General features: G+C 71.0%; 13 protein-coding genes. 8 read left to right on the top strand and 5 right to left on the bottom strand.

The genetic code is table 11. The features are described from left to right. Positions 1-149 precede the first annotated feature (149 nt). From AB0A74_RS40810 to AB0A74_RS40795, 4 genes are all read right to left on the bottom strand, one after another. A complete protein-coding gene (locus AB0A74_RS40810) occupies positions 150-974 on the bottom strand; it encodes a hypothetical protein (protein WP_358258324.1) in 825 nt (274 codons plus the stop codon). 148 nt (positions 975-1122) lie between these two features. Beyond that, positions 1123-1473 (bottom strand): hypothetical protein, encoded by a 351-nt coding sequence (locus AB0A74_RS40805; protein WP_358258322.1) that lies wholly within the window; start codon positions 1471-1473, stop codon positions 1123-1125. A 21-nt stretch (positions 1474-1494) separates the two neighbouring features. After that, positions 1495-2235, bottom strand: coding sequence for a SigB/SigF/SigG family RNA polymerase sigma factor (locus tag AB0A74_RS40800; RefSeq protein ID WP_358258320.1), 741 nt, complete (start codon positions 2233-2235; stop codon positions 1495-1497). Next, positions 2232-2588, bottom strand: a complete 357-nt coding sequence (locus AB0A74_RS40795) for an ATP-binding protein (protein WP_358258319.1) — start codon at positions 2586-2588, stop codon at positions 2232-2234. Before AB0A74_RS40795 ends, AB0A74_RS40800 begins: the two co-directional genes overlap by 4 nt. Before the next feature lie 125 nt (positions 2589-2713). On the opposite strand from AB0A74_RS40795, the gene AB0A74_RS40790 reads away from it, so the two are divergent. From AB0A74_RS40790 to AB0A74_RS40765, 6 genes are all read left to right on the top strand, one after another. Beyond that, the gene (locus tag AB0A74_RS40790) at positions 2714-3553 is read left to right on the top strand and encodes an ABC transporter ATP-binding protein (RefSeq protein WP_358258317.1); all 840 of its coding nucleotides are present in this window, start codon (positions 2714-2716) and stop codon (positions 3551-3553) included. Further along, a complete protein-coding gene (locus AB0A74_RS40785; protein WP_358258315.1) occupies positions 3550-4356 on the top strand; it encodes an ABC transporter ATP-binding protein in 807 nt (268 codons plus the stop codon). The genes AB0A74_RS40790 and AB0A74_RS40785 overlap by 4 nt, the downstream gene beginning before the upstream one ends. A gap of 119 nt (positions 4357-4475) precedes the next feature. Then, positions 4476-6329 carry an AMP-binding protein gene (locus AB0A74_RS40780; protein WP_358258313.1) on the top strand — a complete coding sequence of 618 codons (1854 nt, stop codon included), beginning with the start codon at positions 4476-4478 and terminating at the stop codon, positions 6327-6329. Continuing rightward, positions 6326-7213 (top strand): branched-chain amino acid ABC transporter permease, encoded by an 888-nt coding sequence (locus AB0A74_RS40775; protein ID WP_343939802.1) that lies wholly within the window; start codon positions 6326-6328, stop codon positions 7211-7213. The genes AB0A74_RS40780 and AB0A74_RS40775 overlap by 4 nt, the downstream gene beginning before the upstream one ends. After that, a complete protein-coding gene (locus AB0A74_RS40770; RefSeq protein WP_358258311.1) occupies positions 7210-8310 on the top strand; it encodes a branched-chain amino acid ABC transporter permease in 1101 nt (366 codons plus the stop codon). The genes AB0A74_RS40775 and AB0A74_RS40770 overlap by 4 nt, the downstream gene beginning before the upstream one ends. 13 nt (positions 8311-8323) lie before the next feature. Continuing rightward, a complete protein-coding gene (locus AB0A74_RS40765) occupies positions 8324-9622 on the top strand; it encodes an ABC transporter substrate-binding protein (protein ID WP_358258310.1) in 1299 nt (432 codons plus the stop codon). 11 nt (positions 9623-9633) lie between these two features. Here AB0A74_RS40765 and AB0A74_RS40760 read toward each other — a convergent pair whose 3' ends face one another. Next, positions 9634-10218 (bottom strand): NPCBM/NEW2 domain-containing protein, encoded by a 585-nt coding sequence (locus AB0A74_RS40760; protein ID WP_358258308.1) that lies wholly within the window; start codon positions 10216-10218, stop codon positions 9634-9636. Positions 10219-10519: 301 nt separating this feature from the next. Here AB0A74_RS40760 and AB0A74_RS40755 point away from each other — a divergent pair, with 301 nt between their 5' ends. Together AB0A74_RS40755 and AB0A74_RS40750 are read left to right on the top strand one after the other, a co-directional pair. Beyond that, positions 10520-11128 carry a DUF4255 domain-containing protein gene (locus AB0A74_RS40755; RefSeq protein ID WP_343939810.1) on the top strand — a complete coding sequence of 203 codons (609 nt, stop codon included), beginning with the start codon at positions 10520-10522 and terminating at the stop codon, positions 11126-11128. Beyond that, a complete protein-coding gene (locus AB0A74_RS40750; RefSeq protein ID WP_358258306.1) occupies positions 11125-13116 on the top strand; it encodes an ATP-binding protein in 1992 nt (663 codons plus the stop codon). Before AB0A74_RS40755 ends, AB0A74_RS40750 begins: the two co-directional genes overlap by 4 nt. The last annotated feature ends 102 nt before the right edge of the window (positions 13117-13218 follow it).

The following is a 13218-nucleotide window of genomic DNA, read 5'->3' as shown; positions in this document are numbered from 1 at the left end:
AACCCCAAAGGGTGGTTGCCTCCGGCAGGCCGTACGGGGAACGAACCGACGCCCTTCCACCCCCGGGGGCCTGCCGCGCGGCGAGCGCCGCTTTTTATCTTTTCGCTTTCGCTCTCCGCTCTTCGCTCTTCGCCTTCGCTCTTCGCTTTTCAGCTCTTCGAAGCATCCGAAGAAAGCAAAGCGCCGACATCCTCGTGCAACCGCACAGCCCCACCCACCAAAACGATCTCAGCCCCACCAGCGACAGCCAACAAGGGCAGCACCTCATCCGCCCGCCCCCCGTCGGCCAACCGGGACCCGACCAGCGGGTCGGTCAACAACAACGTCTCCACCCGACCCTCCGCCAACGCCTCGCTCACCGCGTCGATCCCGTGCACCGCCCGCCCGGTCAACCCGGTGACCTCGTCCCGGAACCGCTGCACCACCGCCCGCCGCGCGTCCTGGTTCGCCCGTCCCGCCAGGTGCAGCACCGCGCGGTCCGGTGCGCCCTCCACCTCGACGACCAACCGGTGGTACTTGCCCGGCAACGCCACCCGCACCGACCGCCGCGCCGGCAGCGGTCCGGCCAGCACCAGCAGCGGCGCGGAGAGGCGGTCCACCAGGGTGGTCGCCTCTTGGGCCACGTCCGCCAGCTCGGCCGCGTCCAGCCGGCGCTCGCGAGCACCCACCGAAGCCACCGCCACCGGACGGCCGCCCGCGTCCACGCCGCGCAGGTCCGCCCCGTGCTCGTCCACCCGCACGACGACGTGCGGCAGCAACGGCTCCGCCAAGTCCACCATCGGCAACACGTAGGGCAGAGCGCCGAACCGCGCCACATAACCGCACGGGGCCATCGGCAACGCCTGGTCCACCAGCACCCGGCCGTCCCCGGCCACCAGGCCCCGCCCCACCGAACCCCCGGAGTCCGCGAGGGCCGACTCGATCAGGTCCAGGAGATCACCGAACGCCCCCTCGGCCTCCAACTGGTCGCGCATGGCGCGCCACCGCAACGAAACGTGTTCACCCACGTCGAGACACACGGAGACAAACGGTCCCTCCGCCCCGACGACGTCCTGGAAGTGCGTCGTGCGCATCGGTCCTCCTGCGGGTTGACCTCACTCTGTCGAGGTACCCGCCGGCGACTCAGGGCAACCGTTGCCGTGCCCTCTGCTCGCACCACACGCAGCTCTCCGCCAACCCGACCGACGCGAAGCCCAGCACCAGGTGCGCCCCGTTGCCGATCATGCCCGCGTCCAGCGGGCCGCCCGGCGTGCCCGCGCCCACCGCGAAGACGACCAGGAACACCAGGCCCAGGAACGTGCCCACGAAACGCTCCGCGCGCACCCGGAACGCGGCGATCAACACCGCCGCGCCGGTGATCACGTGGAACAGCCCGAGCACGGTCCGACCCGCCACGAGATCGACCACCCCCCACGCGAGGAGCACGACGCCCAGCGCCAGCGCGGCCCGTTGCGGCCAGGACAGGTTCGCCACGGCGACCACCCCTCTCGCTCGTCACACATCATCGAGCAGAGTGCGCAGCCGGGCCAGTGAACGGCTCAACAACCTGGACACGTGCATCTGCGACACCCCGACCGAGTCGGCGATCTGGCTCTGGGTCATGTTCCGGAAGAAGCGCAGCACGACGATCCGCCGCTCGCGCCGGGGCAGGCCGCGCAGCATCGGGTCCAGCGCGTGCTGCAGCTCCACTACCTCCAGGGCCGGGTCGTCCGAGCCCAGCCGGTCGGCGTCCAGCTCCTCGTCGTCCAGCGCGTCCAGCGACAGCAGGTGGTGGGCGGAGGTCGCGTGCAGGCCCTCGTAGACCTCGTCCACGCTGATGCCCAGGTGGCGGGCGACCTCGGTCGGCTTGGGGGAGCGACCGGTGCGGCGGGCCAGCTCGACCCGCGCGGTGTCGATCGACGTGCACAGCTCCTTGAGCCGGCGCGGCACCCGGACCGCCCAGCCCTGGTCGCGCAGGTACCGGCGCACCTCGCCGGTGATCGTCGGCACGGCGAAGGCCAGGAAGTCGATCCCCCGGGAGGCGTCGAACCGGTCCACCGCGTGGATCAGCCCCAGCGCCGCGACCTGCCGCAGGTCCTCCACGGACTCGCCGCGCTCGGCGAACCGGTCGGCGATGTGCCGGGCCAGCGGCAGGTGCTCGGTCACCAGCCGGTCGCGCAGTTGCGCGTAGCGCGAACCGTCACGCTGGGTCGCCGCGAGTTCGGCGAACAGCGGCTGGTAGTCGACGGCGTTCATGCCCGGCACCTCAGCTCGACGTGCAACAGGCCGTCGCCGTCCACCCACGTGGCCACCGTGTCGGCCATAGCGGAGACGACCCGCCAGTACAACGACCGGTGATCGGGGACGGTCACGGCCGAGGTGCGGACCTGTGCGCGGAACCGAACCGAATCACCGTCTCGGACGAACCGGCAGGCCAGGACGGCGTGCTCGCGGGCGCGGGTGATCAGCGTCGTGCACGCCTCGTCCACCGCCACCACGAGGTCGACCGCCAGCGAGGGGGTGGACCGGGCGATGGCGCCCGCGACCGCGCGGATGGTGGACAGGCTGGCCGGTAGCGCCGCCATCCGTAGCTCGACCGCCCTGTCCATGGCTGCGGCATACCCGGGCCGTGACCCGCCTACACCCCCGTCCACACAGGACTGCGCATCAGAATCGTGAAAGCCGAACAAGGACGAACCGCCCGAACATCACGGTTTGCGAACAGTGGTAGGAAATGAGTGACCGGAGTCATACTGTTCGCCTCCCCGACACCCACCCGGAGGCGCCGGTGCTGGAGGCGAACAACCTTGAGGTGGTCTACGACGACGTGATGCTGGTGTTGCGCGGCGTGAGCCTGCGCATCCCCGAAGGGCGGATCGTCGCGTTGCTCGGCGCCAACGGCGCCGGGAAGACCACCTTGCTGCGGGCCTTCTCGGGCCTGCTCGACGTGCACGACGGGAAGGTGACCCGAGGCTCTGTCACGTTGGACGGCAAGCCGATCCACCGGTCCTCACCGGCCCGGATCGCGGCACTGGGCGTGAAGCAGGCGCTGGAGGGACGCCGCATCCTGGCCGAGCTGACCGTGGAGGAGAACCTGCGGATCGGCGGCCACGCGCGACCCCGCTCGCTCAAGCAGAACCTGGAGCGGATGTACGCGCTGTTCCCGCGGCTCAAGGAGCGGCGCAGGCAGAGCGCGGGCTACCTGTCCGGTGGCGAGCAGCAGATGCTGTCGATCGGCCGGGCGCTGATGTCCGAGCCGCGCTACCTGCTGCTCGACGAGCCCAGCCTGGGTCTCGCGCCGCTGATGGTGCAACAGATCCGCGACCTCATCGTCAAGATCAACGAGCAGGGGACCACGGTGCTGCTGGTGGAGCAGAACGCCACGATGGCGCTGTCCATCGCCGACCACGGCTACGTCCTGGAGACCGGCAAGGTCGTGATGGACAAGCCCGCCGTCGCGCTGCTGGCCGACGAGGACGTGCGCGAGTTCTACCTGGGCCTGCGCGCCGAGGGCACGACCTCGTCGTTCCGCGACGTCAAGCACTACAAGCGGCGGAAGCGGTGGTTGTCGTGACCACGGCGAACAACCGCGCCGACGTGCTCGAAGTCGAAGGCGTCGAACTGTCGTTCAGCGGGGTGAAGGCGGTCGACGGCGTGTCGTTCACCGTCGGCGCGGGCGAGCTGTTCGCGATCATCGGTCCCAACGGCGCCGGCAAGACGTCGATCTTCAACGTCCTGTCCGGCGTGTACCGGCCGCAGAAGGGCTCGGTGCGGTTCGAGGGTCGGGAGCTGCTCGGGATGCGCCCGCACCGGATCGCCGCCCTGGGCGTGGCGCGGACGTTCCAGAACATCGAGCTGTTCGCCCACCTGACCGTGGTGGACAACCTGATGCTGGGCCGGCACAACCACATGCGCTACGGGGCGCTGTCGGCGTTCGCCTGGCTGGGCCGGGCGCGGCGCGAGGAGCTGGCCAACCGGCAGGCGGTCGAGGAGGTGATCGACTTCCTGGAGCTGGAGCAGTGGCGGCGGCTGCCCGTGGGGCTGCTGCCCTACGGCGTGCAGAAGCGCGTGGAGCTGGGCCGGGCGCTGGCCATGGAGCCGAAGGTGCTGCTGCTGGACGAGCCGGTGGCGGGCATGAACGTCGAGGAGACCGAGGACATGGCCCGGTTCGTCCTCGACGTCCGCGACGAGCTGGGCATCGCGATGGTCATGGTCGAGCACGACATGGGGCTGGTGATGGAGCTGGCCGACCGGGTCATGGTGGTGGACTTCGGCAAGCCGATCCGCACCGGCACGCCCGCGGAGGTGCAGCGCGACCCCGACGTCGTCCGCGCCTACCTGGGCGAGCAGCACAAGACGGTCGGAGGTGCGGCATGACGACGGCTCTCAGCCGCGAGCCGGTGGGAGGTGCGGCATGACGACGGTTCTCAGCCGCGAGCCGGTGGGAGGTGCGGCATGACGACGGTTCTCAGCCGCGAGCCGGTGGGAGGTGCGGCATGACGACGGCCACCGGGATCGCCACGAAGACCGTCGCCTCCCGCGTGCGGGACCGAGCCGCCACCAACCCCGACGCGGTCGCGTTGCGCGCCAAGGACTTCGGGATCTGGCAGGAAGTCACCTGGAAGGAGTACTGGGCGTCCGCCGAGCTCGTCGGCCACGCCCTGCTCGCCCTGGGCGTGGACCCCGGCGACCGGGTCGCGATCCACTCCGAGAACCGCCGCGAGTGGCTCTACGCCGACGTCGGCGCCACCGCCGTCCGCGCGGTCACCGTGGGCCTGTACCCGACCAACCCGGCGGGCGAGGTCGCCTACCTGCTGTCCCACTCCGGCGCGCGGGTGCTGGTGGCCGAGGACCAGGAGCAGGTGGACAAGGCGCTGGCCGTGCTGGACGCCCTGCCGGACCTGGAGAAGATCGTCTACCTGGAGCCGCGCGGCATCCGGCACCGCTACGACAACCCGAAGCTGATGTCGTGGGAGGAGTTCCTCGCCCTGGGCGCGGAGCACCGCGCCGCCCACCCCGACGCCGTCGAGCAGCGGATGCGGCGGGTCGAGGCGGACGACGTGCTGACGTTGATCTACACCTCCGGCACGACCGGGCCGCCCAAGGGCGCGATGCTCACCGTGGCCAACGTCGAGTTCGCCATCGAGACCCTGGTGGAGGGCGGCGGGTTCACCTCGCCGCCGCCCTCGCCCAAGGACGTCACCCTGTCGTACCTGCCGCTGTGCCACGTGGCCGAGCGGATCTTCACGACGTGGTTCAGCGCGTCCGCGGGCATCCAGGTGCACTTCGCCGAGTCGATCGAGACCGTGCAGCCCAACCTGCGCGAGGTGCAGCCGACGATCCTGTTCGGCGTGCCCCGCATCTGGGAGAAGGTGCTGGCGGCGGTCACCATCGGCGCGTCCTCGGCGACCTGGCTCAAGCGCGTCACGACGAAGTTCTGGCTGCGCGTGGCCGACCGGATCGGCGAGGAGCTGGTGCGCAACGGCGGGAAGCACACCGCGGCCACGCGGCTGAAGTACGCCGCGGGCTGGGTGTTCTGCTACCGGGCGCTGCGCACGCGGATCGGCATGCGCCGGGTCCGCTACGCCGCGTCGGGCGCCGCCCCGATCGCGCCCGAGGTGCTCAAGTTCTTCATGGGCATCGGCGTGCCGATGCACGAGGTCTACGGCATGACCGAGAACACCGCGATCGCCACCGCGAACCGGCCCGGCCGGGTCAAGGTCGGCACCGTCGGCGAGCCGCACGACGCGGTCGAGCTGCGGATCAGCGAGGACGGCGAGATCCAGACCCGCCACCCGGGCACGTTCAAGGGCTACTGGCGCGACGACGACGCCACCCGGCGCGTGCTGACCGGGGACGGCTGGCTGCGCACCGGCGACGTCGGCGAGTGGGTGGACGGCACGCACGTGCGGATCACCGACCGGATGAAGGACATCATCATCACCGCCGGCGGCAAGAACGTGGCCCCGTCGGAGATCGAGAACGCCCTCAAGACCTCGCCCTACATCAAGGAAGCCGTCGTCCTCGGCGACCAGCGCGCGTACCTGGTCGCGCTGATCGGCATCGAGTACGACACCGTCGGCCACTGGGCCCGCGACCGCAAGATCGCCTACACCACCTACCGGGACCTGTCGGAGAAGGCGGAGGTGAAGGAACTGGTGCAGGGGATCGTCACCAAGGTCAACGAGAAGTTCGCGTCCGTGGAGCAGGTCAAGAAGTTCCGGATGCTGCCCAAGGAACTCGACCACGAGGACGGCGAGCTGACCGCCACGCAGAAGGTCAAGCGGTCCGCGCTGGCCAAGGCGTTCGGCGACCTCGTGGACGACATGTACTCGGGAGGCACCCGATGAGCGAGTTCCTCCAGAGCCTCATCCGCGGCCTGGGCACGGGGTCGATCTACGCGTTGCTGGCCCTCGGTTTCGTGATCATCTACAAGTCCACGCGGGTGATCAGCTTCGCGCAGCCGGCGTTCATGCTGGCCGGCGCGGTGCTGGTCAGCTACCTGGCCGCCGACGTCGGGTTCTTCGTGGCCGTGCCGATCGCGGCGGTGCTGATCGCCGTGCTGGCGCTGGGCGTCGAGCGGACCGTGCTGCGGCCCATGATCGGCAAGCCGGTGTTCGTCGTCGCGATCATCACCATCGGCGTGGACGTGGTGGTGCGGGTGGTGACCAACGCGTTCATCGGCCTGGACGTGCGGCAGGTCGGCGACCCGTGGGGCCTGAACACCGTCTCGTTCCTCGGCGTCGAGGTGCAGGAGCGGTACCTGGTGATGTTCGGGACCACCGGGGTCGTGGTGGCCGTGCTGTTCGCGTTCTTCCGGTTCTCCCGGGTCGGGCTCGCCATGCGCGCGGTCGCCTACGACCAGGAGGTCGCGATGGCGCAGGGCATCTCGGTCGGGTCGGTGTTCGCGCTGTCGTGGGCGATCGCGGGCGGGCTCGCGGCGCTGGCCGGCGTGTTCGTCGCGACCGGCGCGGGCGTGGACCAGCAGTTGTGGATCATCGCGCTGAAAGCGCTGCCCGCCATCATCCTCGGCGGCCTGGACTCGCTGGGCGGCGCGGTCGCCGGCGGGTTGGCCGTGGGCGTCGTGGAGTCGCTGGTCGGCACCTACCAAGGAGACGTGGCGCCCTGGCTCGGACCCAACTTCGCCCTGGTGGCGCCGTACGCGCTGATGCTGGTCGTGCTCCTCGTGCGGCCCTACGGGTTGTTCGGCAGCAAGGAGGTGGAGCGGCTGTGAAGGGTCGTCCCGAGCTCTACACCTCTTATGCGCAGGACATGGCGTTCCTCAACACGCGCCCGAAGCGGGCGTGGACCGGGGCGCTGGTGGTGTTCGCGCTGATCATGCCGTTCGCCGTCACCGACGACCTGTTGATGTTGCTGGCCACCGGGTTCGTCGCGGCGATCGGGGCGATCGGGCTCAACATCGTCACCGGCTACGCGGGCCAGGTGTCGTTGGGGCACGCGTTCTTCCTGGCGATCGGCGCGTACACGGGCGCGGCGCTGTCCGGCGACCCGGACGGGCGCGTGCTGGGCTTCGGCGTGACCTCGCTGCCGGTGTGGTTGTTGGCGTCGGGCCTGGTCGCGGCGTTGTTCGGCGTGGTCGTCGCGCCGCTGGCGGTCCGGTTGCGGGGCCTGTACCTGGCGATCGTCACGCTGGGGCTGGTCTTCCTGGGCGAGCACGTCTTCCGCGAGTGGGACGCCCTGACCGGCGGCCCCGGCGTGGGCCGGCCCGCGGCGGTGCCCGAGGTGTTCGGCGTGCGGCTGGACCGGCCCAGCGAGTTCTTCACCGGTCCGCAACAGCTCTACCTGCTGATGTTCGTCCTGCTGGTGATCTTCGGCGTGCTCGCGCGCAACCTGGTGCGGTCGCGGATCGGGCGGGCGTTCGCCGCGGTCCGGGACCGGGACCTGGCCGCGGCGGTCATCGGCGTGGACCTGACCAAGTACAAGGTGCTGGCGTTCGCCATCTCCTCCTTCTACGCCGGGGTCGCGGGCGCGCTGCTGTTCGTGGTCAACGGGTTCTTCGACCCCGGTTCGTTCAACCTGCTGTTGTCGGTGCAGTACATCGCGATGGTCCTCATCGGCGGTGCGGGCACCATCTCGGGGGCGGTCATGGGCGCCCTGTTCATCACGCTGCTGCCGCGCATCACCCGGGAACTGCCCACGGTGCTGCCGTTCATCAGCTCCGATGCGACGGGCGCGATCACGGTGTTCCAGGTCGAAGCGGTCCTGTACGGGCTGCTGGTCGTGGTCTTCCTCATCGTCGAGCCACGCGGCCTGTTCGGGATTTGGGTGCGTGTCCGCAACTACTGGCGCACTTGGCCTTTCTCGTACTGAAAGGGTGAAACGGATGTCCGCACGGAGGCACAGAGCGGTGCTCGTGTTGTTCTCGGCGTTGGCACTCACCGCCGTGGCCTGCCGGGGAGGTGACGGCGCGGCGCCGGCCGAGGGCAAGGGCGGGGTCAAGGTCGACTTCGGCGTGACCAGCGAGCCGTGCCCGCAGACCGGCCACAGCGACCGGGGCTGCATCTACCTCGGGTCGATCTCGGACCTGACGGAGGGGCCGTTCAAGACGTTGGCGGTGCCGATCACCGACGCGCAGAAGGCGTTCTGGAAGCGGGTGAACGACCAGGGCGGCATCGGCGGCTACGACGTCGACGTCACCACCCACGTCAAGGACAACAAGTACAACCCGCAGATCCACAACCAGGTCTACCAGGAGATCAAGGGCAAGATCCTGGCCCTGGCGCAGACCCTGGGCTCGCCGACCACCGCGGCGATCCTGCCCGACCTGGAGAACACGCAGATGGTCAGCGTGCCCGCGTCGTGGACGTCGTTGTGGGGCCACGAGGAGGTCGTGCTGGAGTCCGGCACGAACTACTGCCTGGAGTCGATGAACTCGGTCGACTACGCGGTGGACAAGCTGGGCACCAAGAGCGTCATGGCCGTGCACCTGCCCGGTGACTACGGCGACGACGCGGCGGCGGGCGCGAAGATCGCGGCGGAGAAGCGCGGCGCGACGTTCTCCTCCGTGGTCACCCAGACCGGTCAGGACAACCAGGGCGGCGCGATCGACGCCATCGTGTCCGGCAAGCCGGACCTGGTGATCCTCACGACCGGCCCGACGGACGCGGCGGTGATCATCGGCCAGACGGCGGCCCGCGGCTACAAGGGCAGGTTCATCGGCACGTCCCCGACGTGGAACCCGGGCCTGCTCAAGTCCCCGGCCGCGCCGGCGATCAAGGCCCTGTACTACCAGTCCGCGCCGTGGAAGGCGTGGGCGACGGACTCGGTGGGCCACAAGGCGTTGCGCGAGGCCCTGCCGAGCGTGACCCCGAACGACGGCTACACGGCCGGCTGGGTGTGGTCCTACCCGTTGAAGGCGGCGCTGCAGAAGGCGGTGGCCAACAAGGACCTGACCCGGGCGGGCCTGCTGAACGCCGTGCGGCAGTTGGACTCGGTGGACTACGAGGGCATGCTGCCCTCGGGCGCCGGCAAGTTCTCCGGCAGCCCGAACGACGGCGTGGTGCGGGAGAGCCTGATCTACAAGCCGGACGACGCCGCGCCGACCGGGGTCAGCCTGGTGGAGGACTTCTTCGTGGGCCGGACGGCCAAGGACTACAAGTTCGAGAAGCCCTGCTACCAGTGAGACCGACCCGGTCACCGGGCGGGGATGAGGCGGGCTTCGGCCCACACCGCGATCCGCTCGGGACCGGGGCACCGGGTGGAGTCGCCTTCGGGCGGCTCCACCCCGATGGTGAGCGTGCGCGCCCCCGCGATCGACACGTCCACCGGCTGCGGCGCTCCCCCGACCGTCTGGTACTCCGCGACCCGGTTGCCGTCGACCACCAGGAAGAAGTCCAGCGGCTTGGTGACCTCGGAGTTGGCCGCGATGCCGACCTGGGCGGTGAGCCGCCTGAACTGGCCGTCGAGCGTGAACTGCAACTGCGCGGTCCCGCACCACGCGCCGGTGGCGGACCAGGCCTTGTACCGGGTGTTGCCGCGCAGGTTGGCGGTGCCGGCGGTCCACGGGCCCTTGTCGTAGCGGTCGTCCACCGACGTGCTCGCCGCCGGCGTGCGGTCGGCCAGCCAGAACGCGTTCGGGTCGGGGGAGTACGTGGTGGTCGTGGTGGTGGTCCGGCTGGACGACGTCTCCACCGACGACGCGACGGTGGCCGGTTCGGGCACGAGCTGCGTGCCCACCACCATGCCCACCGCCAGGACCGCCACTCCGGCGGCGGACAATCCGACTAATCGGCCGTTGGCCATGCTCGCGTGCCCTCCGGGTCAAGGCGTGAGTCGAACTCGCGACCGACCCGTGCCCCCACCACGGATCTCAATTGGTGCGGAAGGTTAGCAGCAATCGCGGGAAACGCAACGCCCGCGCAAATCCGCCGAATTGCGGTGCTGCTCAATGCAACGGTTTTTCGGGATGGAACGATCATGAAAGCCCGGTCGCGCGCTGCCCTCGGGGGCAGGCAGGTCTGCCCGCAGGTCCGTCGGGGCGTCGGTGCCGCCCGGCGTGCGCCGCACCCACAGTGGGACCGTGATCCACGAGGTGGACGAGGCTCTGCGGCGCATGGTCCGGGACGACGCCCTGCGCGGCACCGACGTGGAGGTCGCGTTCGACGCGCCCACCAAGGACTGGGCCGCCCGGCGCAACGCGCCCACGGTCAACGTGTACCTGTACGACATCCGCGAGGACCTGCGCCGGCGGCAGCGTGGTCTGCTCAACGACTACGAGAACGGCCAGGTCGTCGCGCGGCGGCTGCCGCCCCGGCACATCAAGCTGTCGTACCTGGTCACGGCCTGGACGCAGCGCTCGGAGGACGAGCACCGCCTGCTGTCGGAGCTGCTGGTCGGGTTCCTGCGGCACGAGGCCGTCCCGCCGGACCTGCTCACCGGCAGCCTGGCCGCGCTGGAGCTCCCGGTGCCCATGACCGTCGCCCTGCCCCCGCCCGAGGACCGGGCGTTCGCCGACGTCTGGACGGCGCTGGGCGGCGAGCTCAAGCCGTCGCTGGACGTCGTCGTGTCCGCGCCGGTCGACTCCGGGCGCGTCTTCCCCGCCGGCCCGCCGGTCGAGGACGGGGTCCGGCTGGACATGGGCGGCGACTCCGTCCGGCACCGGCCCGCCATCACGCGCAGGCACTCGTGAACGCCGGGAGCCTGCCGCACCTGTTCACCCGGCTCGCGGCGCTGGAGCGGCGAATTCGGGATGCGGTCGCGGCGCGCCGACAAGCCGACCCGAATCCGGACGACCCGTTTCGCGGGCTTTATCTGTCCGATGAGGCTATTGAGGCATTGTTGGCTTCCCGGCGGGAACCGTTCGTGCCATTCCAGTCCACGGCGACCGCCGGGCGGCTCGGCGCGTTGGCCACGGTCGCCGGGTTGTCCACAGTGGATGTGGAATTGCTGTTGGTCGCGCTCGCGCCGGATGTGGACAGCCGGTTCGAGCAGTTCTACGGGTACCTGAACGACGACGTGACGCGCCGGCGGGCGACGGCCGGGCTGGCGCTGCGGCTGTGCGGGCTGCCGGAGGCCGCCGCGGCGGGCCGGTCGCGGCTGGACCCGGCCGCACCGCTGCCGGCCGCCGGGTTGCTGGTGGTGGAGGACCGGGAGCGGCCGTTCCTGTCACGGTCGTTGCGGGTGCCCGACCGGGTGGTCAACCACCTGTTGGGCGACGACCGGCCGGACTCGGCGTTGACCGGGGTGGCGCGGGTCGTGGCCGAGCCGGCGGTGGTGGCCGACGTCGGGCGGCTGGTGCGGGGGCTGCGGGCCGGGCTCCGCTTGGCCTACCTGCGGGAGCGGCCCGGTGGCGGTGCGGCGGAGGTGGCCGCCGCGGCGTTGCGGCACGCCGGGTTCGAGGTGCTGGACGTCGACGCCGCGCGGTTGCGGGCCGAGCCCGACCACGCGGACCTGACCGGGGCGGTCCTGCGGGAGGCGGTGCTGCGCGGGGCCGGCGTGGTGCTCGGACCGGTCGAGGAGGAGCCGCCGCTGCGGGCCTTGAGCCACCCGTCGGTGCCGTTGCTGGTCTACGGGCCGGAGATCTGGAATCCACAGTGGAGCGTCGAGCCGCCGATGGTGGACGACGCGGTGGCGTTGCCGGTGGGCGCGCGGGCGCAGCTGTGGCGGGAGCGGTTGGCGGGCCGGCTCGCGCCCGACGTGGACCCGGCGTCCGCGACGGCGCACTTCGTGCTGGGCCCGCAGCAGATCGCGCGGGCGGCCCAGGCCGCCTCGGTGTCGGCGCTGGTGGACGGCGGTGTCGTCACCGTGGAGCACCTGCGGGCGGGGGCGCGCGGCCAGAACGCCGCCGGCCTGCAACGCCTGGCCCGCCGCATCGAACCCGCCGTGACCTGGGACGACCTGGTGCTGCCCGCGGGCGTCGTGGGCCTGTTGCAGGAACTCGCGGCGCGCGCGAAGCACCGCGGCCGGGTGATCGACGAGTGGCGGATGCGGCCCGGCGGCGGGCGCGGCCGGGGCGTGACGGGGTTGTTCGCGGGCGACTCGGGGACCGGCAAGACGATGTCGGCCGAGGTGATCGCGGCGTCGCTGGGGCTGGACCTCTACACGGTGAACCTGGCGACGGTGGTGGACAAGTACGTCGGCGAGACGGAGAAGAACCTGGAACGGATCTTCACCGAGGCGGCGGGGGTCAACGGGGTGCTGCTGTTCGACGAGGCGGACGCGATCTTCGGCAAGCGGTCGGAGGTGCGCGACGCGCACGACCGGTACGCCAACATCGAGAGCGCTTACCTGTTGCAGCGCATGGAGACCTTCGACGGCATCGCCGTGCTGGCGACGAACCTGCGGGCCAACCTGGACGAGGCTTTCACGCGCCGGCTGGACGTGGTGGTGGACTTCCCGGTGCCCGACGAGGACCTGCGGCGGGCGTTGTGGGACAAGTGCCTGGGCACGTCCGTGCCGCGGACGGACGTGGACCTGGACTTCCTGGCGGGGGCGTTCGAACTGGCGGGCGGCCACATCCGCTCGGCCGCGGTGACCGCCGCCTACCTGGCCGCCGAGGCCGGGCGGGCGGTGGGCATGGCGGAGGTGGTCGGCGCGGTGGCCCGCGAATACCGCAAGCTGGGCCGCCTGGTCGGCGCCCGGGAGTTCGGCCCCTACCTGGACCTCGCCGCAAGCTGACCACCCGCGCCCCTCAGCACCCCGCCGCCCGCTACCTCGCGCCGCCATCGAGCGCCACCTCGGGCCGGCCCGCGCCAACCCGCGCCGCGCCGCCCGCGCCGG

Source organism: Saccharothrix sp. NPDC042600 (assembly GCF_040647305.1).
GTDB classification, from domain to species: Bacteria; Actinomycetota; Actinomycetes; order Mycobacteriales; family Pseudonocardiaceae; genus Actinosynnema; species Actinosynnema mutabilis.
The sequence above is the reverse complement of the archived record's forward strand: the minus strand, read 5'-3'. Positions and strand labels throughout refer to the sequence as shown.

Bases quoted from the DNA above. Each gene is read 5' to 3' on its own strand.
- AB0A74_RS40765 (WP_358258310.1), top strand. From the start codon at position 8,324: ATGTCCGCACGGAGGCACAGAGCGGTGCTCGTGTTGTTCTCGGCGTTG.
- AB0A74_RS40790 (WP_358258317.1), top strand. From the start codon at position 2,714: ATGAGTGACCGGAGTCATACTGTTCGCCTCCCCGACACCCACCCGGAG.
- AB0A74_RS40795 (WP_358258319.1), bottom strand. From the start codon at position 2,588: ATGGACAGGGCGGTCGAGCTACGGATGGCGGCGCTACCGGCCAGCCTG.
- AB0A74_RS40810 (WP_358258324.1), bottom strand. From the start codon at position 974: ATGCGCGACCAGTTGGAGGCCGAGGGGGCGTTCGGTGATCTCCTGGAC.
- AB0A74_RS40775 (WP_343939802.1), top strand. From the start codon at position 6,326: ATGAGCGAGTTCCTCCAGAGCCTCATCCGCGGCCTGGGCACGGGGTCG.
- AB0A74_RS40800 (WP_358258320.1), bottom strand. From the start codon at position 2,235: ATGAACGCCGTCGACTACCAGCCGCTGTTCGCCGAACTCGCGGCGACC.
- AB0A74_RS40780 (WP_358258313.1), top strand. From the start codon at position 4,476: ATGACGACGGCCACCGGGATCGCCACGAAGACCGTCGCCTCCCGCGTG.